We start from the raw sequence: 22207 nt of genomic DNA, 5'->3' as shown, positions 1-22207 counted from the left end.
CATAGTTACGGCGAACAAAATTGCACAGTTATTTTCGAAGCAGAACACTAGAATAGCCCCATCTTTTTCGGAGTCAGAGCCTGTATGTCAGAATCGGTTGACGCCCCTGGGCTGTCAGATTTACCGCTGGAAGACTTGATAGCCTGTCACGAGTGCGACCTGCTGATGCGCAAGCCGACACTTGCCCATGGTGAGAAAGCTCTCTGCCCGCGCTGCGGCTACGAGTTATATGCGCACCGCCATAACGTGGTGCAGCGCAGCCTCGCCTTGGTGATTGCCGCGTTATTACTTTACGTACCGGCAAACTTTTTACCCATCATGCAACTCAATATCCTCGGGCAATCGTCACAGGATACGGTGTGGAGTGGCGTGGTCGGTCTGTTCAATACCGACATGCAAGGAGTGTCGATTGTCGTCTTCCTCTGCAGTATGGCGATACCGTTGCTCAAGTTGCTGTGTCAGCTGTTTGTACTACTGACGATTCGCTTCAATGTCGGCCGCGGTTATGGCTTGCTGCTCTACCGTATTTACCACCACCTCAGAGACTGGGGCATGCTCGAGGTCTACCTCATGGGCGTCCTCGTCGCGATCGTGAAGCTGGCAGATATGGCAGCGATCACCGTCGGCCTCGGGCTGGCATGTTTCATTGGCTTGTTATTGGTGCAAGTCTGGCTGGAAGTGGTGATGTCACCGCATCAGATCTGGCAGGCATTATCAGGAGAGGATGCCCATGCGGGCGATTGATGCGGGCATTCTGGTATGCACCGAATGCCACGAGCTGAACAGACAGGAAGCTGAAGCTGACGAGCAGAACTGCACCCGCTGCGGTGCGCAGGTTCACGCTCGTCGACCGAACAGCCTGACCCGAACCTGGGCGCTGTTGATCACGGCAGCCATCATCTATATCCCGGCGAACGTCCTGCCGATCATGACGGTCAGCTCTCTGGGCCAGGGTGATCCAAGTACCATCATGTCCGGCGTGATTCAGCTGGTGCAGCACGGCATGATTCCGATCGCGGCCGTGGTGTTCATTGCCAGTATTCTGGTGCCGACTTTCAAACTGGTCGGCATCGCGCTGTTGCTGTTTTCGGTACAGCGCCGGCAGCCATTGTCGGCCCGTCAGCGTATCTGGATGTACCGTTTCATCGAGTTCATTGGCCGCTGGTCGATGCTCGATATTTTCGTGATCGCCATTCTCGTGGCGGTCGTCAACTTCGGCCGGATAGCCAGTGTCGAAGCCAACTTGGGCGCCGTCGCCTTCGCCTCTGTGGTGATTCTGACGATGCTCGCCGCAGTAACTTTCGATCCCCGACTGATTTGGGATAACACGGAGTCGGACGACGACCATGACTGATTTGCCTGTAGCGAAAACCCGACCGGCTTCGAACTGGTCGGCCATTTGGGTACTGCCCCTGATTGCGCTGATCATCGGCGGCTGGCTCGGCTGGCGTGCCTGGTCGGAAACCGGCATCGAAATACAGGTGCGTTTTGAAAGTGGTGAAGGAATCCAGGCCAACAAGACTGAGGTGGTCTACAAAGGCATGCCGGTTGGCAAGGTCAAGACGCTCAAGCTCGACGATGAAGGCAACTCCAAAGGCGTGATCGCCACCATCGAAATGAACAAGGACGTCGAGCAGTACCTGAAGACCAGCACACGATTCTGGCTGGTCAAACCGAGCGTGACCCTGGCCGGTATAACCGGCCTGGAAACCTTGGTTTCGGGTAACTATGTGGCGATCAGTCCCGGTGAAGGCGAGCCCGTGCGCAAGTTTAAGGCACTCGCCGAAGAGCCGCCGCTGTCCGACGCCAAGCCTGGTCTGCACCTGACTATAAAAGCCGATCGCCTCGGCTCGTTGAATCGCGGCAGCCCGGTGTTCTACAAGCAGATCAAAGTCGGCCAGGTGAAAAGCTACGTGCTTTCCGAAGACCAGAGCACTGTTGAACTGAAGGTGTTCATCGAGCCGACCTACGCCAAGCTGGTGCGCAAACACACGCGTTTCTGGAACGCCAGCGGCATCAGCATCGACGCCAACCTGTCCGGCGTGAAAGTGCGCAGCGAATCCCTGGCCAGCATCGTCGCCGGGGGTATCGCCTTCGCCACGCCGGAGAATCGCAAGGACAGTCCGCCGACTGACCCGAGCCTGCCGTTCCGTCTCTACGAAGATTTCGACGCCGCCGCTGCCGGGATTCGCGTGAAAGTCAAACTCAGCGATTTCGAAGGCCTGCAGGCTGGTCGCACGCCGGTAATGTACAAGGGCATTCAGGTCGGCAACCTGAAAGCACTGAAAGTCGATCCGGACTTGAATAGCGCCACCGCCGAGCTGACTCTGGATCCGCTGGCTGAGGACTACCTGGTAGAGGGCACGCAGTTCTGGGTGGTCAAACCATCGATTTCCCTGGCCGGTATCACTGGCCTGGAAGCGCTGGTGAAAGGTAACTACATCGCCGTGCGTCCGGGTGACAAAGGCGCTGCGCCGAAACGCGAGTTCGAGGCGCGCCCGAAAGCCCCGCCGCTGGATCTGCGTTCGCCGGGCCTGCATCTGGTGTTGTTCACCGACTCGCTGGGCTCGATCGATGTTGGCAGTCCGATCCTGTACAAGCAGGTCAAGGTCGGTTCGGTGCAGAGCTACCAGTTCTCCCGAACCAAGAAGCAACTGGTCATCGGCGTGCACATCGAGAAGGAATACGAAAACCTCGTCAACGCCTCGACGCGCTTCTGGAACGTCAGCGGCATCACTCTGACCGGAGGCTTGACCGGCGGGATTCAGGTGAAGAGTGAATCGTTGCAAACCCTGATGGCCGGCGGTATTGCGTTCGAAACTCCGCAGGCCAATGCGCCTTTGAAGAAGCGCATCCCGCGCTTCCGTCTGTTCGCCGATCACGACGAGGCGAACAAGAAAGGTGCAGTTGTGACCATCAAGGTCGATCGCGCCGACGGTTTGAGCAGCGGCACGCCGGTGCGTTTCAAGGGGCTGGATGTCGGCAAGATCGAGAGCGTGGATCTGACCGACGACATGCAGTCTGTGATCCTCACCGCTCGCATCACCGAAGTGCCGGAGAAGATCGCCCGGGTCGGCAGTCAGTTCTGGGTGGTCAAGCCGGAACTGGGGCTGATCAAGACGCAGAATCTGGAAACGCTGGTCACCGGTAAATACATCGAAGTCCAGCCGGCAGCGAAAAATCTCGGGCCGCAGAAGAACTTCGTTGCCTTGGCCGAGGCGCCGGAAGTCAGCAAGCAGGAAGCGGGTCTGAGTCTGGTGTTGAGCGCTGCACGTCGCGGTTCGCTCAAGCCGGGCGTGCCAGTGACCTACCGTGAAATCACGGTCGGCAAGGTGACCGGTTACGAGTTGGGCCAGACGGCCGACCGTGTGTTGGTGCACATTCTGATCGAGCCGAAGTACGCACCACTGGTGCGCAGCGGCAGCCGCTTCTGGAACACCAGCGGCGTGGGCTTCGATTACGGGTTGTTCAAAGGCGTGACGGTGCGAACCGAGTCGCTGGAAACGCTGATTCAGGGCGGCATTGCCTTCGCCACACCGGAGGGCGAGCGCATGGGCAATCCGGCGCGGTCCGAGCAGACGTTCCCATTGTTCGACAAGTTCGAGGATGAATGGCTGACCTGGGCGCCGAAGATTCAGCTTGGTAAATAGTGGCGTCTGTTAAGACGTCTTCGCGAGCAGGCTCGCTCCCACAGGGGAAACGCATTCCAACTGTGGGAGCGAGCCTGCTCGCGAAGGGGCCAGGCAAATCGCCACAAAATCCAAACCATAAAAAAGGGCCGCGATCCCATCAGATCGCGGCCCTTTTTATTGCCTTCAGTTAAAGCCGATCAAACCGCATCCAGCTCCGGCTCATCCGCCTGCACATTCAGCGTGGCCTTCACCACATCATGGCGGCGGATGTACTTCCAGTCCGCTTCATCAATGTAGATGCCTGCCGGGCCGCTGCCGCCTTCCAGGTCGATCGCGACACTGGCGCAAACTTGCGGTTTCACGCTCGCGAGGATCGGCACGAAGCCCAGTTGCAGACTGGTTTCCAGCAACGCCGCCTGGTTCTTTTCGTCGATGTCCGCCGCCTCGTCGAGGTAGTACGGCAGACGCACGCGGCCGGCCAGATCGCGATCCATCAAGTGCAGCAACAGATACATGTTGGTCAGCGCCTTGATGGTCATGGTCGTGCCGTTGGAGGCCGCGCCGTCGATGTCGGTGTGGATGACCGGTTGGCCATTGACCTTGGTGATCTCGAAGGCCAGTTCGAACAAGTCCTTGAGACCGAGCTGGTTGTGGTTCGCCGCCACTAGCCGCGCCAGGTATTCCTTGGCCTCTTCGTTCTTGTTGTCCTGCTCGGCACTCTGGCTCAGGTCGAACACCGACAGGGTTTCGCCTTCCTCGTATTGGCCGGCGCTGTGGATGATCTGGTCGATGTGCTTGAGGGCTTCCTTGTTCGGCGCTAGCACGATGCGGAAGCTCTGCAGGTTGGAAACCTGACGCTTGTTGATCTCGCGGTTGAACAGCGCCAGCTGGTGCTCGAGGCTGTCGTAGTCACTGCGGATGTTGCGCAGGGTGCGGGCGATGTCGGTGACCGCCGCGCGCCGCGCCTTGCCCAAGGTCAGGGCTTCGTCGGTGCGGTGCGCGTAAGCGTTGATCAGCAGTGACAGACGGCGCTCCATGTCGTCTTCGCTGTCGAACTTGGCCACACCTTTGAGGCGCACCTGCGCGTACAGCGCTTCGATCTGGCCATCGGCACGCAGCAAGCCCTGCCAGCTGTCCTGATAGTCGTTGAGCAATGGCAGCAGGTTGTCCATCGAGTCGTCGACCGGATCCATGAACGGCGTGCCGAACGGCAGATCCGCCGGCAACAACTGACGACGGCGCAAGGCATCGTCGAGCGTGCGTTGCTTGGCTTCCATGTCTGCAATCTGCCGGCCGACCAATTGCAGCTTGGCCGACAGTTGCTGGACGCGCTCGGTGAAGGCATCGCTGGAGCGCTTGAGTTCGTCCTGCGCGGCTTCCATTTGCGCCAGTTGCTCGAGCTTGTCGCCTTCTTCGGCGCTCAGCGTCTGGGTGCGACGGAAATCTTCCAACGCCTTCTGTGCGTCCAGCACCTGCTGGTACAGCGCTTCGGTCTGGGTCTTGCTCGCAGCGCGGTCGGCGGCCACGGCTTGCTGGGTTTTCAGTTGCTTGAGCTCTTTTTCCAGACGCTCTTTCTGATCGCGCAACGCGGCGCGGTCGGCCAGCGCTTGCAGGGCGGGCGGCTCGATGTGCGAGATGTCGATCGACAGGCCCGGCACTTCGAAGCGCTCGCCTTTGAAGCCATCGAGAATCAGCTCAACCGATTTGACCCACTCGCCGTTCTCGTCGAGGGTGATGCCATGTTCGCCCAGCGGCAGGCTGAACAGGGCGCTGTTGAACAGCCGCATCAGGCGCTCGACGTCCTGTTGCGAAAACTCTTCGCGCAGGCGGGCGTAGCTGTTGTTGTCGGCATGATCGAGTTGCTGCTTCACCGACTTCAGGCGTTTTTCCAGATCGCGCAGACGCTCTTCCAGATCCTCGGCACTGAACTGCCGCGACTGTGCCAGCGCACCGGCGAGTTCGTCGTGGGCATCCTTGGCGGCGAGCAATTGTTGCTCGAGTACTTTGACGTCATCGACCAGAGCGAAGCGGTTCTTCAGCACCGACAACTCGCCAAGCCAGCGCTGGATCCCGGAAATTTCTCGTTCCAGCCGCATCAGTTCCTGCGTGCCGCCGCGCTGATCGTTTTGCAGATCGTCCTGCTCGCGACGGTAGTGCTCAGCCTGGATGGTCAGCTCTTCCTTGCGCGCAGTGGCGTAATCCGACCAGGTGCCGAGCAGGGAATCGAGCAGCGGCGAGAGGCGATGCAGTTTGCCGCGCAGCACATCGCGCTGTTTCACGCCGTTGGCCAATGCTTCAACCAGTGGGCCGGCCGCAACGAGCGAGTTGTAATCCTGCTCCATGCGCCGCACATCGCGGAAAGCTTCTTCGCAGGCGGCGATGTAATCGACGCTGCCGGAGCGCAGGCTGTGCTCGAAGGCATCGAGGAACAGTTGCTTGAGCTTGGCCGCGGTGATTTCGCGCATGTGCAGCAGGTTAATGAACAGCGCGCGGAAGGTCTTCAGGCTCTGCTCGCTGGTGGAGCGCAGCGGGATCAGCGTCAGGTCGAGCGGGATCGACGTGTGACCGCCGACCAGCAAACGGCGCAGTTCGTCGGGCTTGAGTTCGTAGGCTTTCAGGCCTTCTTTCTCGAGATTGCTGAATAGTTCTTTCTGGCGCAGACAGGTGTCGTTTTTCTGGTAATGCGCCAGATCGAGCTTGCCGGCATAGGCGAAGAACTGGTGACCGAAACCGCCGCCCGGGCCGCGGCCGACCACGCCGATCACGTGCGGGCCGTGGGGCAGGTTGACTTCGACGAGGATGTAACTGGTGTCGGAAGCGAAATAGAAACGCCGCGATTGTTCGAGGCTGTACTTGCCGAAACTCATGTCCGACATGCGCGCCAGAATCGGGAACTGCAAAGCGTTGATCGACGCCGATTTACCGAGGTTGTTCGCGCCGTAGACCGACAGCGGTTCTTCCAGCGGGAACAGGCCGAGGCTGTAACCGGCGGTGTTCAAAAGGGCAAAGCGGCGGATGCCGTAGCGTTCCTGGCTCATGCGTCGGACTCCTGTTCTTCGGCAATGGCGCGGGCCAGTGCGTCTTCTTCGCTTTCTTCTTCAAACTCGCTCAAATCCAGTGGATCGTCGGTTTCGAGGAATTTCGCTTCGGCTTCTTCGTCGATCAGCACCGGTGCCGGCAGCGGCAATACGCTGTGCACACTGGCCGCCAGATCGCGGTCCTGTTGCACCGACAGGCACACATCAAGGAAGCGATGCATCGGCGGCAGGAAGCGGTAGACACCGTTTTCTTCGCCGGCAAAACCGAGCTGGGTCATGCGGCGCATGATCTTTTCTTCGAGTTCTTCAACGGTCTGCACCTCGGCCTGAATGAACAGGTCGCGGTATTTATCCAGCAACGACGGCAACTCTTCGCGGCCGAGGCTGCCGCCATCGAGCACGGCGATCGGGTCGCGGCCCTGATCGGCCAGATGTTCGACGAGGATGAAGGTGAACAGCGCCAGACGCTGGGCAGTCTTGTTCACCGCGGCGGCGGCCATGTCCGGCACGAAATAGTAGAAACCACGGGTGTCGCAGACCAGTTCAAAACCCAGCGCCTTGAACAGCGTGCGGTACTGGTCCTGGAAGTTCGACAGTTGCGCGTACAGCTCAGGATCGCGGCGGCTGACGTGGTAACCCTTGAACAACTCGCGGAAGATCGGCGCCAGTTGCGACAGTTCGGATAGATCAAGATGCATGGGGGATGCTCGCAGAATCCTCGGCGGCGGTATCGCTGGCCGAGAGCAGGGCGAAGGAGCGCAGGCTGACCTGGTGCTCGTGAGTGTGGTATTCGCGGCGTTCCAGACGCTCGCGCTTGAAGCGTTTTTCCCGCGAAAGGCGCGAGAACCAGTAAAGCAATTCGTCGGTCGCGCCGTCCGGTTCCTGTTCCAGCAGCCAGGTCATGAGATCCGGCATCGGCAGCGATTCTTCGCAGCGGTCGACCATCTCGCGCACGGTACGCGGTGCACGTGGAGCGTCGCCCACCTTCTGGGTTTTGTGCGCCTTGGGGAAGCGCGCCGGTTTCGGCTCGAAACGCGCCAGCGCATAAACGTAGGCTTCGACCTGACTGGCGCTGCCAAGGAAGGTGCTCTGTGGGCGGGTGAACAGCGGCATTGCGGCTTGCGGCACGGCGTCGATGCCTTTGCGCCGGATCGCTGCCAGCGCCAGTGCGGCGCCGCGAGTGACGGCATTGTGCCGACGCGCTTCTTCACGCAACGGCAGCAGCAGTTCGCGGGCATGGCGCAGGGTCAATTGCGCACTGGTCTGCATCTCGAGGATGCGCGCGTGGGTGCGCAGGAGCATGTCGTCATCGACCAGATGGCCGAGGCGCTGCTGTTCGCTGAGCATCTTCAGCAGCACGGTTTCGACCTTGCGCACGCCTTGTTCGAAGGCGCCGTCGGCGTTGACCAGATCGATCATCGGCTCGACGTATTCGTCCCACGTCGCCAGTACTTCGGCGTAACGCTGACGCAACGGAATCTGCCGGTCGCTGGTTTTCGCGCGTTCGGCCACGGCCACCAGCGCCTGTTCGTCGTTGTCGAGTTTCTTCAGTACGTCGCGCACGCGCATGTCGAGCAAGCGCAACTGGCGCGCCAGGTCGTTGCCGTCGCGAACCTCGAAAGCGTCCTGGATATAACCGGCCAGGCGCTCGAGATGCCGCAGGTAGGCTTCGATTTCCAGGCACAGGCCGAGGCGGTGTTCGCGGCGCAGGTAAGCGAGGAAGTCGTGGATCTGCGCGTTGAGCTCGAAACGGTTCGGGCTTTTCGCCACCGGAACCAGAATATCGAGGCGAATCCACACGTCGAGCAGGCTGGTGATGTCCTGCGGCGTGCTGTCGAGTTGTTGGGCGGCCAGTTGCGTGCGCAGTTCGTTGAGGCTCAGGGTGCCTTGGTCGAAGTGCTCGCACAGTGGCTCCAGAAGTGCCCAGTGTTCAGCGAGGGCGCGCAAGACGCGCTTGGGTTCGATCATCGGAATGGCCGGCTGGTTGGCGATTAAAAGCGGCGATTGTACTGCATCACAGGCGTGGCGATTCACTCTCGGGACGGGCTGTCGCATTCTTTGCTCAAAGCGCAGCGGCCCGGCGCAGCGCGGGCTGTCGATCAACAGCGAGCGATCTTGTGCGAAGGGCGGTAGAATCAGCGCACTTTCCGTTATCCACAAGTGGCCGACCTTTGCTTATCGAGTCCCGCCGCCGCGCCTATCTGAACGCCATGCAGGTGGTCAACTGGTTGCCGCGCACCGAACTGCCATTTGCCGCACCGTCGCGGCCCGAGCTGCTGGAGATGCCCGAGCCTGAGCTTGAGGTTCCGGTTGCGCCGGCGCCTCAGGCCCAAGCACCGGCGCAGCCTGCCGCGCGCCCGGCCGAGCGGCCGAAAATCGAAGTGCCGCGTCCGTCGCTTGCGAGCACCCGCAACGGCGCCAAACCGGTGGAAGAAGTCGACGAGACGCCGGTGGTGGTCAAGCCTGCGCCCGTGCCTCCGCCGCGTTTCGCCCTGCAACTGCTGCGTGCCGGACGGTGCCTGCTGCTGGTCGAGTTACCCACAGGCGACGCGTTTCAAAGTCGCGATCCAGCCTACCTGCTGCTCAAGGACATGCTGCGCGCCGCCGGTCTGCCGGATGCGCCGCAGATCGTCGGCGAGCCGGTGCGCTGGCCGTGGCTCAATCGCGGCACGCTGGATCAGGGCCCGGAAGCGGCGCGCGACTTCGTGCAGGGTTTCCTCTCGGTGCAGATGGAAGCGGCGCCCTGCGCCTGTTTGTGGCTGATTGGCTTGCCGGCGGTGAAGTTTGCTGGCGAAGCGGACGCCGAAGCGTTCAATAGTGAACTGCAGATCGAAGGTCTGGGCCTGGCCTGGGCGATTCCCGGTCTGGAACTGTTAATGGAAGAGCCACAGCGCAAGGCCGCTGTGTGGCAAGCCATGCGTCGGCTGATGGCGCGCTGGAAACAATCCGATGAGTGAGGCTGTAACCTTTCGCCCGATGACCGAGGCGGACCTGGATGCTGTGCTGAAGATCGAATATGCCGCGTACAGCCATCCGTGGACCCGGGGCATCTTTCTCGATGGCCTGGGCAAATACCAGATCTGGCTGATGTTCGAAGGGCAGCAGCAGGTTGGCCATGGTGTGGTGCAGATCATTCTTGATGAGGCGCACCTGCTCAACATCACGGTCAAACCGGAAAATCAGGGGCGTGGGTTGGGGTTGACGCTACTTGAGCACCTGATGTCGATTGCCTACAAGGCTGAGGCTCGGGAATGTTTTCTGGAAGTGCGTGACAGTAATACGGCGGCTTTCAAATTGTACGAGCGTTATGGCTTCAACGAGATTGGCCGGCGGCGGGATTATTATCCGGCGGTGGGTGGGCGTGAGGATGCGGTGGTGATGGCTTGTACACTTGTTGACTGAGGCCTGGTAGGAGCAGCCGAAGGCTGCGATCTTTTGATCTTGTTTTTGTAAGATCCAAAGCAAGATCAAAAGATCGCAGCCTTCGGCAGCTCCTACAGGGAGCGACTTTCAAATCAGCTGATCAGCGCTTGCCATCCAACGGATCCAGATCCGCCAGTTCTGCTTCATCCAGTCCGTCACCGCCGCCGATTTCGTTTTCATCGACCTCGCTCAAATCCCAATCCGCCGGTTTGCCTTCGCCGACCTCCTCGGCATCGCGCGCACCATCCTCGCGAATCAACGTTTCCGGGCTGAGGTCATCGTCAGTCGGCTGATGATCATCCACCGAAGCACCGGTCATGCCAGCCTCGCGCACCCGTTCATCCGGCATCAGTTGTTCGCGTTCGCGCTCGGGCAGCTCATCACCGATCTTCGCGCTGGGCTCTTCGTCGTCGAAATCCAGCTCGTGCACCGAACCCATGCGGTCTTCGTTATCATCGATGGGCTCAGGTTGCACCGCATCATAAGGGCGTCGTGAATCAGTCATGGCAAATCCTCGTACTGTGGGCCTTACTAGGTGGACTCACCGGGCGCGCGAGAATTCCAACGGAAACACTTTGCGCTGGCGGCGTGACTTCGACGGGTGGTCGTCTATCAAACCTGCGCATCTTTCTTGAGGCCTTATCCATGCATGATCTACAAGACCTGATTGATAACAACGAGCGTTGGGCTGACGCGATCACCAAGGAAGACCCGGATTTCTTCGCCAAACTGGCGCGCCAGCAGACTCCGGAATATCTATGGATCGGCTGCTCCGATGCGCGTGTACCGGCCAACGAAATCGTCGGTATGCTCCCGGGTGATCTGTTCGTGCACCGAAACGTGGCCAACGTCGTGCTGCACACCGACCTCAACTGCCTGTCGGTGATCCAGTACGCGGTTGACGTGCTCAAGGTCAAACACATCCTCGTCACCGGCCACTACGGCTGCGGCGGCGTGCGTGCGTCGATGCAGGATCGCCAGTTCGGCCTGATCGATGGCTGGCTGCGTTCGATCCGCGACCTGTATTACGAGAAGCGCGAAGAACTGGCCAAGCTGGCGACCGAGGAAGAGCAGGTCGATCGCATGTGCGAACTCAACGTGATCCAGCAAGTGGCCAACGTTGCGCACACCAGCATCATCCAGAATGCCTGGCACCGCGGGCAGCCGCTGTCGATCCACGGCTGCATCTACGGCATCAAGGACGGCCGCTGGAAAAGTCTGAACACCACCATCAGCGGTTTCGAGCAACTGCCGCCGCAATACCGCTTGCGTCCGGTCGGCGCGCCGTAACTGCGGCGTTCAGCCCCGGCCTGCATGACGCCAGCGCTGTAAAAAGCGCTGGCCTTCAGGCGTGGGTGGTTCATCGTAACCGGTGATCCACCCACGGCAGCGTGGCGAGCCGCAATCGCAGGCGAACTGGCGCAGCAGTTTGTCTTCGGTCGACGCGTAATCGATGCTCAGGCGCTCACCGCTGTGGATATCTTTCAACGCCCACAGCCACAACTCGCTCATGTCGAGAAATACATTCGGGTCGCAGGCGTGTTCCAGCGCTCCGCAAAAGCGTGGGTCGTAAACGTGGATGCCGGTTTGCAGCTGACGGGTCTGTCTACCGCGATAGGGCAGTAATTGCCCGGAAACCCGACACATACGACTGATTCGCAGAAACTCGCGGCGCGCGACCACCGCTGTGGCCATGCCGTGTTCGTTGTGGATGATCTGAAAGTCGTCGCAGGATGGAAAGCCCAGACGCACGGGGAGTCTGGCGAAAGGGTAAATGCCTTCGGTGTCGCGTGGCGGATGGCCGCCCATGGCTTGATTGTTCATAACGATCCTTGTTGGTAGGTATTGCCTCCGGGTTGTGCCCATGCCTCGCCTGGCGACGCATGATTGGATCCAAGCGTCGCGCAATTGCCACACAAGGTCTACTGTCAAACCTGACAGGCGTGATCGCCGTTATCCCGCGTCAGCATTGGCTGACACGGGGTTGCTCCGGCAACGGTTACAGAGCCGGTGCGGGTACGGCGGCCGCAGGCAGTGGCGCTTTCAGCTGTTGCAGTTGTGTCTTGACTGCGGGCGTAGCGCACTTGGCGGCGGCTTGTTCAGCGCTGAGGTCGCGGATCGAGGTATAGAACAACTCGCAGGTTTTGACCTTTTGTGTCACCTGCCATGTCTGCATGCAGCTGTTCAGCGTGGCCTGCGCATTACTACCCGGTTTGCTCCCCATCCCAGCCTGCCAGCAGGCGGCGCTCAAGTCTTGGCCCATGACTTTCAAGCCCGCCGCGTCTGCCTTGGCCTGGGCATCGTCGCCGGTATAGCTCTTCGGATCGGCGACGTACCAGATATAGCTCGGGTGATTCGAGCCGAGCACCGGCACATTCACTCCTTCGCTCGGACTGATGCTCGCCAGCCCGAGCACGCCCACCGTCGGTCCGTACTGCTCCTTGATCCAGTTACGCACCGGCGCACCGAACGCAACCATTGGCAGCGTCGTGCCGCTGGCGGTCTGGCTGAACTGCTTGACCAGTGTGGTCTGGTAATCCTTGAAATAGTCGTAGACGTCCTCCAGATCACCGCCGGCATTGGACGGCGCGGCGATCGGGGCGATGTCGATGATGGTCTGATAAGCCGGCGTCTGCCCGGCGGGGATGCCGTTATCAGTCAGCAAAGTCGCCCAGCGATCGGTGGTGTTCGAGCGCAGATAGTCCTGCGCCTGCGTCAGCGAGTAATCGGGCGGGAAGTGCAGCAGCTCGACGCTTTTACGATTTTCTAGGGCCATGCCCAACGGCAGGAACAGATACCAGCTATAGGCCCATTTGCCGTCGGCATTGAGCTTGCTGGCGCCGGCATAAGCCAGATCCCCGGCGTCGAGCAACGCCGACAGCGGTTTGTCGTAGCCGTCGGGCACTCCGGTGATCTCGGCGTAGAGCTGATTGTTATCGGTTTTCACCAACACCTTGGCATCGGCGTAACCATCGCGCTGCACGCTTTGACTCAGGTAGTGAGCGACGGTCTGCTCCAGCGTCCAGTTACGGAAGCAGATCACGCTGCAATTGTTGGGGTAGGCGAAGAGCCGCGTGACGCGCTCGGTGCTGCCCAGTTTCAGATCGACATCGGCGTGGGCGGCTGCGCTTAGCGTGAGCGCGGTGAGGGTAAGTCCTGCTAGTTTGAGCATGCTCAGATCCTTTTCAGCGTGGGTTCCCCCCGATTTGGGGGCGCTTCATAGTGGATCAGTGGTGTTTGACAGAAAAGCGGTTGAGTGTGGATTCTTGCCTGAATGCGGTATTACCCAAGCAGCGCACATATTGTTACGGCTGTGCCAACAAGCACGCTGCCTGGTGCGCGTCCGCACTGCTAGACTGCAGCGACATCGAATTTTCCAAGGGTGAGTCATGAAGCCTTCTACTGCTCTCGACATGCAAAGGTCCGCCGTCCGCGAAGTGATCGGGCGCTTTCGTGTGGCCAACCCGCGTGTATTTGGTTCAGCATTGCTGGGGACGGATCTGGACGGTAGCGATCTCGATCTGCTGGTTGACCCGCTGCCCGGCACGACGCTTTTTGATCTGGGCGGACTTCAGGTTGAGCTTGAAGACCTGCTGGGTGTTGCGGTCGAGGTGCTGACCCCCGGCGACCTGCCAGTGAAATTTCGTCAGCAGGTGCTTGATCAGGCGCGACCCGTATGAAAGAGAACCGGCGAGATGATTATCTTGAACATATTCGTCAGGCCGCGAGCGATGCGCTTATCTTCGTCGAGGGCCTGAACAAAGATGAATTCGCTGAAGATAAGAGAACGCAACAAGCGGTGATCATGAGCCTGATCATCATTGGAGAGGCAGCGACCAAGATCATGGATCGTTACCCTGAGCTCACTGTTGAAAACGCGCAGGTGCCGTGGCGCAGCATGCGTGGGATGCGTAATCGAATTGCTCACGGTTATTTCGATATCAATCTGGACGTTGTCTGGGAAACCGTTCAGGTTGCGTTGCCTGCACTGTTGAAGTCCCTTCCGACCGCTCAAGGTTGAATACGCCTGTCCGCAGACAGGCGTATTAAAGTCTACCTACGGCATCACCGGAGGCGTATACGCCAATGTCGTCCCAAGCGCCCACAGCAACAGCAGCACCAGCGGCGTGTGCACCAGCAGTTGCACGAACGAAAAACCGATCAGGTCCCGCGCTTTCAACCCGAGCACGCCCAGCAGTGGCAGCATGTAGAACGGGTTGATCAGGTTCGGCAATGCTTCCGCCGCGTTGTAGATCTGCACGGCCCAGCCGAGGTGGTATTGCAGGTCGTTGGCGACTTGCATGACGTAGGGCGCTTCGATGATCCATTTGCCGCCGCCGGACGGGATGAAGAACCCGAGAATCGCCGAGTACACGCCCATCAGCAGCGCATAGGTGTCATGCGAGGCGATGCTGACGAAGAAGGTCGAAATGTGGTGCGCGAGGGTTTGCGCGTCGGCGCCTTTGACTGTGGTCATCAGCGCGGCGATCGAGCCGTACAGCGGGAACTGGATCAACACGCCAGTGGTGGTCGGCACCGCACGGGCCACGGCATCGAGGAAGCTGCGCGGGCGCCAGTGCAACAGCGCGCCGAGCATGATGAACAGAAAGTTGTAGGTGTTCAGGCCGGAAATCGCGGTGATCGCCGGTTTGGTCGAGAACTCATGGAACAGCCATCCTGCCGCCAACAGCACCAGCAGGATGATCAGCAGCGGACTGTGCTCCAGCCATTCCCCTGGCCGCGTGCGCGGTTGCAACGGTGGCAGGTTGAAGGCGGGGTCGATGCCGCAGGCCTTGGCGTCGCGCGCCGAGTTCGGCCCGGGCGCGGTGGCGTAAGCGATGATGATAGAGATCACGATCAGCGCGAGCAGCATGACCCCGGACTGCCAGAGGAAAATCGTTTCGGTGAACGGAATCACGCCGGTGATCGACAGGATCGACGGCGGCAGGCTGCCGGGGTTGGCCTGCAGCTGTGCGGCCGAGGATGACAAGCCCAGCGCCCACACTGCGCCGAGACCCAGGTACGCAGCGGCACCGGCGGCGCGGTAATCCATTTTCAGATCGGTACGGCGGGCGAGGGCGCGGACCAGCAATCCGCCGAACACCAGCGACAGACCCCAGTTGAGCAAGGACGCAACCATCGAAATCAATGCCACCCAAGCCACGGCGGAACGGCCGTTCTTCGGGATGCGGGCCAGTTTGTCGATCAGCTTGACCGCGGGCGGTGAGCTGGCGACGACGTAGCCTCCGATCACTACGAAGGCCATTTGCATGGTGAACGGGATCAGACTCCAGAAGCCATCACCGAAGGCCATCGCCGCAGCGGTGGGTTTGGCGCCCATGGCCAGGGTGGCCAGGGCGACGATGATTACCGCCAGCGCGGCGAATACCCAGGAATCGGGAAACCAGCGTTCGGCAAAACTGGAACAGCGCAGGGCAAAGCGCGCGGAGCGGCTATCTTCGATATCAACGGCCACGGGATGTACCTCGGATTTTTATGGTTATTGTGGTCTGCGGGAACACTCGCCGATCTCGACAACACACAGATCCCTGTGGGAGCGAGCCTGCTCGCGAAGAGGTCGGCACATTCAACATTGAAGTTGGCTGGGCTGACGCTTTCGCGAGCAGGCTCGCTCCCACATGGACGGCTGTTCGGTGTTGGCGTGGTCCCTTGGACAGGTACTAACAGTAAATCAAGCGCAGCCCTTTTGTTGAGCAGGTTTTCGCAAACCGAGACTATGGTCTGACGGGTTGTCGATCCACGCATTTGCGTAGACCATGGGCGCCTTGGTTTTTGCCGATGCCTGAGTTCTTTGTCATGACTGCCAATTCTCCAGCCCGACCGGCGCCGTTCAGCCGTGCCGACTACAAGACCCTCGGCCTTGCGGCGCTCGGCGGGGCGCTGGAAATCTACGATTTCATCATTTTCGTATTCTTCGCGCTGACCCTCAGCCAGCTGTTCTTCCCCCCGGAAATGCCCGAGTGGCTGCGTCTGCTGCAAAGCTTCGGGATTTTCGTCACCGGTTATCTGGCGCGGCCGCTGGGCGGGATCCTGATGGCGCATTTCGCCGACAGACTCGGGCGCAAAAAAGTCTTCAGCCTGAGCATCCTGATGATGGCGCTGCCGTGCCTGCTGATCGGGATCATGCCGACCTACGCACAGATCGGTTATTTCGCACCCTTGCTGTTGCTGGCGCTGCGCATCCTGCAAGGCGCAGCGGTGGGCGGCGAAGTGCCGAGTGCCTGGGTGTTCGTCGCCGAGCACGCCCCTATCGGGCATCGCGGTTACGCCCTCGGATTTTTGCAGGCTGGCCTGACCTTCGGGTACCTGATCGGCGCACTCACCGCGACCTTCGTCGCGCAAGTGTTTACCCCTGCGGAAATTCTCGATTACGCCTGGCGCTATCCGTTTCTGCTCGGTGGGGTATTCGGTGTGGTGGGCGTTTATCTGCGCCGCTGGCTCAGCGAAACCCCGGTGTTCATGGCCATGGAAGCGCAACGCGAGGCGCGGGTCGAGCTGCCGTTGCGCACAGTGTTGCGTGAGCATCGTCTGGCCATGCTGCCGGCCATGCTGCTCACCTGTGTGCTGACCTCGGCGGTGGTGGTGTTCGTGGTCATCACCCCGACCATGATGCAGAAAACCTTCGGCATGACCGCCAGCCACACCTTCGGCCTCAGTGCCTTGGGCATCGTCTTTCTCAACATTGGCTGCGTGATCGCCGGGCTGCTCGTCGACCGTATCGGCGCCTGGCGCACGGTCATGCTCTACAGCCTGTTGCTGCCGCTGGGCATTGGCGTGTTGTATGGCTGTCTGATCATGGGCGGGCGTTGGATCGGCATCGCCTATGCGATCGCAGGTCTTGCCTGCGGTGTGGTGGGGGCGGTGCCTTCGGTGATGGTCGGATTGTTCCCGGCGCGGATTCGCGTGTCGGGCATTTCCTTCACCTACAACATTGCCTACGCCGCCTGGGCGAGTATCACGCCGCTGTTGCTGATCGGTCTGATGCCGTGGAGCCCGTGGGTCTGCGTGATCTTCTGTGCAGTGATGGGCGCGGTGGGGATTTTAACGGCGGCGTATTTCGCTGCGCGCATGCCGCGTACCGGACCGTGTCAGGTTGCCGGCGCTGCCTGAGCCGCAAGCGCCGGACTATTTTCGACTGACGGGTCGTGAGCCCGCTTCAGAAAAACTCCGCCAGGCCGATGGCTAGGTTGTATCCGCTTACTACCCTGCCATCGGTGCTTTCCCATGTTCAATAATCGCTTGAAGCAAGAGCTGGCCGCTCTCCGTGAAGAACTCTCCAGCCTTGTACAAGTGAAGGAAAGCCTGGAAAGCGAAATGCTCGCGCTGACCCTTGAGCCCGACGGGCGGATTCGTTCGGTCAACCAGAATTTTCTCAATGAAATGTTCTACAAGAGTCAGGACTTGATCGGTCGGGCAATCGAAGACATCGTCCCGGCCCACGTCAAAACCGACGAATTCCACCAGCGCTTCAAAAACTCCATGAGCCGTGGCGAGCACTTCGCCGGAGCCGTGCGCCTGTTGCGCGGCAATGGTGGCGAGGCGTGGCTGCGTTCGATCGTGCAGCCTGTCCGCGCCTCCGATGGCCGGATCAGACACATCTCCTTCTACGCCAGCGACCTGACCCGCACTATCGAAGCTTCACGCGAGCACGAAAACCTCATCGGTGCACTGGTCCGCTCCACCGCCGTGATCGAATTCGACCTCAACGGCAATGTACTCAGCGCCAATGATCGCTTCCTCAACGGCATGGGTTACAGCCTGGCGCAGATTAAAGGCAAACATCACCGCACGTTCTGCGCCCCGGAAGAGTACAACAGCGCCGAATACCAGAATTTCTGGCGGCGCCTGAACAGCGGTGAGTTCGTCGCTGGTCGCTTCAAGCGGATCGACAGCCATGGTCGTACGGTGTGGCTGGAGGCGTCCTACAACCCGGTGGTCGATGCCAACGACAAATTGTACAAAGTGGTGAAGTTCGCAACGGTGATCACCGATCAGGTCAACCGCGAGCAGGCGGTAGCCGACGCGGCCAGCATCGCTTACAGCACCTCGCAACAGACCGACAGCACCGCGCAACGTGGCACCACGGTGGTCACCGAAGCGGTCAACGTGATGCGTGACCTGTCACGGCACATGCAAGCCGCTGGCGAAGGTATCGAGGCGCTGAACGAGCAGTCGCTGGTGATCGGCACCATCGTCAAAACCATCAGCGGAATTGCCGAACAGACCAACCTGCTGGCGCTCAACGCTGCCATCGAAGCCGCCCGTGCCGGCGAACAGGGCCGCGGTTTTGCGGTGGTCGCGGATGAAGTCCGGCAACTGGCCTCGCGCACCAGCCAGGCGACCGATGAAATCGTCGGCGTGGTACGGCAGAACCAGGAAATGGCTCGCAGCGCCGTGGCGCTGATGACCGACGGCAAGCTTCAGGCTGAACAAGGCCTGGCGCTGGCGGCGGAGGCGGGCACGGTGATCGTCGAGATTCAGGACGGCGCGCAGAAAGTGGTGGATGCGGTGGGGCAGTTTGCCAATCAGCTCTCTCACTGATCTGCACGCCGCCCCCTGTAGGAGCTGACGAGTGAAACGAGGCTGCGATCTTTTGATTTGAATTCAAGAATCAAAGCCAGGATCAAAAGATCGCAGCGTTCCGCAGCTCCTACAGTTTTCACCAACAGATCTTTCGGGGCGGGCGCTACAATCGGCTCCTTTTCCCCCGGAGCAGATCCCATGAGCGCCTCCCACCGCCTTCCGGTACCCCTGAACAAAGCCTATCGCCTGCTCAATCACGGGCCGACCGTGCTGGTCAGTGCCGCTCACGACGGCGAGCGCAACATCATGGCCGCCGCCTGGGCCATGCCGTTGGATTTCGAGCCACCGAAAGTCGCCGTCGTCCTCGACAAATCCACCTGGACCCGCCAGTTGCTCGAAGCCTCCGGCACCTTTGTGCTGAACGTGCCGTGCGTCAACCAGGCCGATATCGTGCAAACCGTCGGCAACACCTCCGGCCTGGAAATCACCCGCAACCAGGGACAGGACAAATTTCAGGCGTACGGCCTGCACACCTTTGCCGGCGAACAGGTTGAAGCGCCGCTGCTGGAAGGCTGTGTGGCCTGGCTCGAATGCCGTCTGCTGCCTGAACCGCGCAATCACGAGCAGTACGACCTGTTCCTGGCTGAAGTCATCGCCGCCCAGGCGGACGAGCGTGTGTTCAGCGGTGGGCGCTGGCATTTCGAAGGGCAGGACAGATTACGCACGCTGCATCACGTTGCGGGTGGGCATTTCCTGAAGATTGGTGACGGCGTGGACGGCAAGACGCTCGGGGTTTAACTGGTGTTGATGGAAAAGCGTCAGCGGATGTAGCAAGGTAGACGTCTCATTTCACCTGTCAGGCGCAACGCTCATGGACGTTTCTGTTGCCGGTTATCTTGCCCCTTTGCTGTCGCTGGCGCTGTTGTGGACAGTGGCGGTGGTCACGCCCGGGCCGAATTTCTTCAACATCGCGCAACTCGCGGCCAGTCACTCGCGCCGACATGGCGTGGTGGCTGCGCTGGGCGTGGCTACCGGCACGGTGCTGTGGGGGCTCGCTGGCGGGCTTGGAATCAAGACCTTGTTCAGCGCCGCGCCGACGCTCTATCTGGGGTTCAAGATTGCCGGCGGTTGCTACCTGATTTATCTGGGGCTGAAGCAATTCAAGCGCAAGGCTACGGTTGCCCCCGGTGCACCGGCTGCGCCCCGGCAGACTTATTTCGGCGTCTACGCTCGCGGTTTCCTCGGCAACATGACCAACCCGAAATCCGCGCTGTTCGTCGCCACCATCTTCGCCACTGCCATGCCGGCCCACGTACCGCCGCTCCTGCTGGCGCTGGCCGTGCTGACCATGGCCACGCTGTCGTTCAGCTGGTATTGCAGCGTCGCACTGTTCTTCGCCAGCCGCCGGATTGCCAGTGTCTACGAGCGGTCACGCCAGTGGCTGGATCGGCTGGCGGGTGGGTGCTATTTGTTGTTTGGGGTGCACTTGGTGGCGAATCGCTGATCAATGAGAGCAATCGCTGTGCGCAAAAAAAGGTCTACCTCCCGGTAAGCCTTTTCTGCTCACTTCGTAATACTCAATCCCCCAACGCTTCTCCCTCACGCCGAGGATCGGCACCACCCGTTAATGTCGCTTTACCCTGTGCATCCTTCACCCGAACGATCGCTTGGGTGCCGCTGGTCATGTCGATTTCACTGACCGTGTGGCCTTTGTCTCTTAGTGCCTGAATCAGCGCCGGGCTGAACTGCCCCTGTTCCAGTTCGGTCGGGCCGTTGCGGCTGCCGAAGTTGGGCAAATTGATCGCGCTTTGCGCGTCGAGGTTCCAGTCGAGCAGGCCGATGGTGGTTTTGGCGACGTATTCGATGATTTGCGAGCCGCCGGGGGAGCCGACCGTGGCGACGAATTCACCGCTGTCGCGATCGAAGATCAGTGTCGGCGCCATCGACGAACGTGGGCGTTTGCCCGGTTCGACGCGGTTGGCGACTTTCTGCCCGTTCTCCTCGGGGATGAACGAGAAGTCGGTCATCTGGTTGTTGAGCAGAAAACCCTGAACCATCAAGTGCGAGCCGAACGCGGCTTCGATGGTGGTGGTCATCGACACGGCGCCGCCGAGATCATCCACCGCGACCACTTGCGAAGTCGAGATGCGCAACGGCGAGCGATCCGGTGCGTAGGCCACCTGCACGCCCGGGGGTGTGCCGGGTTTAGCGCTGCCCATGCTGCGCTCGCCGATCAGGCTGGCGCGGCTGGCCAGGTAGGCTGGATCTAGCAGCCCTTTGACGGGCACCGGGACGAAGTCAGTGTCGGCGACGTATTGCGCACGGTCGGCATAGGCCAGACGTTCGGCCTCGGCGATCAGATGCACCGCTTGCGGCGCCGGTTCAATGCCGGCCGGCTTATTGCTTTTCACCGGTTTGAGCGGGGTCAGCGACAGGCGTGGATCGCGAGTCTCCAGCGCCTGCAACGTGCCGAGAATCTGCGCCACGGCGATCCCGCCCGACGATGGTGGCGGCATGCCGCAGACCTGCCAGCGCTTGTAGTCGGTACACAGCGGCGCGCGCTCCTTGGCCTGATAACGCTGCAAATCGTTCAGCGACAGGCTGCCGGGGTTGGCGTGCTGTTGAACCTTGGCGACGATTTCTTCGGCGATCGGGCCTTTGTACAGCGCGTCGGCCCCTTCGTTGGCGATGCGTTTGAGCACGGCGGCCAACTTCGGGTTCTGCAGGCGCGTGCCGACGGCTTTGACGCTGCCATCGTCATTGAGGAAGTAGGCGGCCATGTCTGGCGACTGGCGTATCAGTGGGTCGGCGGTCAGCAGCGAATGCAGGCGCGGGGAAATCGCAAAGCCTTGCTCGGCCATTTCGATCGCCGGCTCAAACAACTTCGCCCACGGCAGGCGACCATGTTGTCGATGCGCCAGCTCCAGCGCGCGTAATACCCCGGGCGTACCCACCGAGCGCCCGCCGATCTGTGCTTGCGTAAAGGCCATCGGTTTACCATCAGCCTTCAGGAACAGCTTCTCGGTGGCCCCGGCCGGCGCGGTTTCGCGGCCGTCATAGGTGCGCACCTGCTTGCCATCCCACAACACAATCATCGCCCCGCCACCGATGCCGGAAGACTGCGGCTCAACCAGCGTCAACACTGCCTGCATCGCAATCGCCGCATCAATTGCCGAACCGCCCTGACGCAACATCTCCCGCCCGGCTTCGGCCGCGAGCGGATTGGCAGCAGCGGCCATGTGTTTATTGGCGTGTCGGGTTTGCAGATCAGTGCGATAGCCGGAGGCGGCTTCCGGTGCCAGCGGCAAGGAAGAAGAGGGCGGGGCGTTGCATGCGGTGAGGGTCAGAGCGCTGACAAGCAGTGTCAAAGCTGGCAGGCGAAAGCGCTTCAAGGGCTGGGCTGGAAACACGCGGGCTCTCCGTCCGTGGGGTAGAAGTCTTGAGGGACTTTATCGAGCGGGCGGACGGGGTGCAAACCGCGTGGGGATTACAGCCCTCCCGCTGAGCGGCCGCGCCAATCGATCGGCCGAAAACGATGCCCTTGTGGGAGCGAGCCTACTCGCGAAAGCG

General features: G+C 60.6%; 20 protein-coding genes and 1 pseudogene. 13 read left to right on the top strand and 8 right to left on the bottom strand.

Going from position 1 to position 22207, the window contains the following annotated elements; genetic code table 11:
• The first annotated feature begins 84 nt into the window (after window positions 1-84).
• Genes GXB78_RS09745 through GXB78_RS09735 form a run of 3 tightly spaced genes read left to right on the top strand, consistent with a single transcriptional unit; the run spans window position 85 to window position 3650 of the window.
• Window positions 85-744 carry a paraquat-inducible protein A gene (locus tag GXB78_RS09745; protein ID WP_042609676.1) on the top strand — a complete coding sequence of 220 codons (660 nt, stop codon included), beginning with the start codon at window positions 85-87 and terminating at the stop codon, window positions 742-744.
• Entirely contained in the window at window positions 731-1354 is a 624-nt protein-coding gene (locus tag GXB78_RS09740; protein WP_329515224.1) for a paraquat-inducible protein A, read from the top strand. The genes GXB78_RS09745 and GXB78_RS09740 overlap by 14 nt, the downstream gene beginning before the upstream one ends.
• Window positions 1347-3650: a PqiB family protein gene (locus tag GXB78_RS09735; RefSeq protein ID WP_329515223.1), complete on the top strand. Its 2304-nt coding sequence runs from the start codon at window positions 1347-1349 to the stop codon at window positions 3648-3650. The genes GXB78_RS09740 and GXB78_RS09735 overlap by 8 nt, the downstream gene beginning before the upstream one ends.
• Before the next feature lie 179 nt (window positions 3651-3829).
• Here GXB78_RS09735 and mksF read toward each other — a convergent pair whose 3' ends face one another.
• The 3 genes from mksF to mksB are packed head-to-tail and all read right to left on the bottom strand — an operon-like array spanning window position 3830 to window position 8638.
• Window positions 3830-6670: an Mks condensin complex protein MksF gene (gene mksF / locus GXB78_RS09730; RefSeq protein ID WP_039761238.1), complete on the bottom strand. Its 2841-nt coding sequence runs from the start codon at window positions 6668-6670 to the stop codon at window positions 3830-3832.
• The gene (gene mksE / locus GXB78_RS09725; protein WP_016773189.1) at window positions 6667-7368 is read right to left on the bottom strand and encodes an Mks condensin complex protein MksE; all 702 of its coding nucleotides are present in this window, start codon (window positions 7366-7368) and stop codon (window positions 6667-6669) included. The genes mksF and mksE overlap by 4 nt, the downstream gene beginning before the upstream one ends.
• Entirely contained in the window at window positions 7358-8638 is a 1281-nt protein-coding gene (gene mksB, locus GXB78_RS09720) for an Mks condensin complex protein MksB (protein ID WP_329515222.1), read from the bottom strand. Before mksB ends, mksE begins: the two co-directional genes overlap by 11 nt.
• A 242-nt stretch (window positions 8639-8880) precedes the next feature.
• Here mksB and GXB78_RS09715 point away from each other — a divergent pair, with 242 nt between their 5' ends.
• Both GXB78_RS09715 and rimI read left to right on the top strand, forming a co-directional pair.
• Window positions 8881-9627 (top strand): energy transducer TonB, encoded by a 747-nt coding sequence (locus GXB78_RS09715; RefSeq protein WP_329515234.1) that lies wholly within the window; start codon window positions 8881-8883, stop codon window positions 9625-9627.
• On the top strand, window positions 9620-10072 hold the full coding sequence (rimI, locus tag GXB78_RS09710; protein ID WP_065616577.1) for a ribosomal protein S18-alanine N-acetyltransferase: 453 nt from the start codon (window positions 9620-9622) through the stop codon (window positions 10070-10072). Before GXB78_RS09715 ends, rimI begins: the two co-directional genes overlap by 8 nt.
• 121 nt (window positions 10073-10193) lie before the next feature.
• On the opposite strand, the gene GXB78_RS09705 is transcribed toward rimI, so the two are convergent.
• Window positions 10194-10598, bottom strand: a complete 405-nt coding sequence (locus tag GXB78_RS09705) for a serine kinase/phosphatase (RefSeq protein ID WP_329515221.1) — start codon at window positions 10596-10598, stop codon at window positions 10194-10196.
• Between the two features lie 140 nt (window positions 10599-10738).
• Between GXB78_RS09705 and can the strand changes: the two genes are divergently transcribed.
• The gene (gene can, locus GXB78_RS09700; RefSeq protein ID WP_039761245.1) at window positions 10739-11383 is read left to right on the top strand and encodes a carbonate dehydratase; all 645 of its coding nucleotides are present in this window, start codon (window positions 10739-10741) and stop codon (window positions 11381-11383) included.
• A 9-nt stretch (window positions 11384-11392) separates the two neighbouring features.
• Here can and GXB78_RS09695 read toward each other — a convergent pair whose 3' ends face one another.
• Together GXB78_RS09695 and GXB78_RS09690 are read right to left on the bottom strand one after the other, a co-directional pair.
• Window positions 11393-11917 carry an SET domain-containing protein gene (locus GXB78_RS09695; protein ID WP_329515220.1) on the bottom strand — a complete coding sequence of 175 codons (525 nt, stop codon included), beginning with the start codon at window positions 11915-11917 and terminating at the stop codon, window positions 11393-11395.
• A 175-nt stretch (window positions 11918-12092) separates the two neighbouring features.
• Window positions 12093-13265, bottom strand: a complete 1173-nt coding sequence (locus GXB78_RS09690) for a hypothetical protein (protein WP_329515219.1) — start codon at window positions 13263-13265, stop codon at window positions 12093-12095.
• A gap of 217 nt (window positions 13266-13482) precedes the next feature.
• On the opposite strand from GXB78_RS09690, the gene GXB78_RS09685 reads away from it, so the two are divergent.
• A complete protein-coding gene (locus tag GXB78_RS09685) occupies window positions 13483-13773 on the top strand; it encodes a nucleotidyltransferase family protein (RefSeq protein WP_042609686.1) in 291 nt (96 codons plus the stop codon).
• The gene (locus tag GXB78_RS09680; protein ID WP_042609687.1) at window positions 13770-14114 is read left to right on the top strand and encodes a HepT-like ribonuclease domain-containing protein; all 345 of its coding nucleotides are present in this window, start codon (window positions 13770-13772) and stop codon (window positions 14112-14114) included. Before GXB78_RS09685 ends, GXB78_RS09680 begins: the two co-directional genes overlap by 4 nt.
• A gap of 36 nt (window positions 14115-14150) precedes the next feature.
• Here the strand turns inward: GXB78_RS09680 and GXB78_RS09675 are convergent, their stop codons facing one another.
• A complete protein-coding gene (locus GXB78_RS09675; RefSeq protein WP_329515218.1) occupies window positions 14151-15569 on the bottom strand; it encodes a short-chain fatty acid transporter in 1419 nt (472 codons plus the stop codon).
• A 341-nt stretch (window positions 15570-15910) separates the two neighbouring features.
• On the opposite strand from GXB78_RS09675, the gene GXB78_RS09670 reads away from it, so the two are divergent.
• The 5 genes and pseudogenes from GXB78_RS09670 to GXB78_RS09655 all read left to right on the top strand — a co-directional run bounded on the left by GXB78_RS09670 (window position 15911) and on the right by GXB78_RS09655 (window position 20141).
• Window positions 15911-17224, top strand: coding sequence for an MFS transporter (locus GXB78_RS09670; RefSeq protein ID WP_329515217.1), 1314 nt, complete (start codon window positions 15911-15913; stop codon window positions 17222-17224).
• A 114-nt stretch (window positions 17225-17338) separates the two neighbouring features.
• Window positions 17339-18115, top strand: a pseudogene (locus GXB78_RS28140) (PAS domain-containing protein); the annotation flags it as partial.
• Window positions 18095-18655, top strand: coding sequence for a methyl-accepting chemotaxis protein (locus GXB78_RS28135; RefSeq protein WP_371919905.1), 561 nt, complete (start codon window positions 18095-18097; stop codon window positions 18653-18655). The pseudogene GXB78_RS28140 and the gene GXB78_RS28135, both read left to right, overlap by 21 nt.
• Window positions 18656-18835: 180 nt before the next feature.
• Window positions 18836-19435, top strand: a complete 600-nt coding sequence (locus GXB78_RS09660) for a flavin reductase family protein (RefSeq protein WP_329515215.1) — start codon at window positions 18836-18838, stop codon at window positions 19433-19435.
• A gap of 73 nt (window positions 19436-19508) precedes the next feature.
• A complete protein-coding gene (locus GXB78_RS09655; RefSeq protein ID WP_329515214.1) occupies window positions 19509-20141 on the top strand; it encodes a LysE family translocator in 633 nt (210 codons plus the stop codon).
• A gap of 73 nt (window positions 20142-20214) precedes the next feature.
• Here the strand turns inward: GXB78_RS09655 and ggt are convergent, their stop codons facing one another.
• Window positions 20215-22047 (bottom strand): gamma-glutamyltransferase, encoded by a 1833-nt coding sequence (gene ggt / locus GXB78_RS09650; protein WP_329515213.1) that lies wholly within the window; start codon window positions 22045-22047, stop codon window positions 20215-20217.
• Window positions 22048-22207: the final 160 nt, after the last annotated feature.

Source organism: Pseudomonas moraviensis subsp. stanleyae (assembly GCF_036283065.1).
Lineage (GTDB): Bacteria > Pseudomonadota > Gammaproteobacteria > Pseudomonadales > Pseudomonadaceae > Aquipseudomonas > Aquipseudomonas stanleyae.
This window is presented reverse-complemented; position numbering and strand designations above follow the sequence as displayed.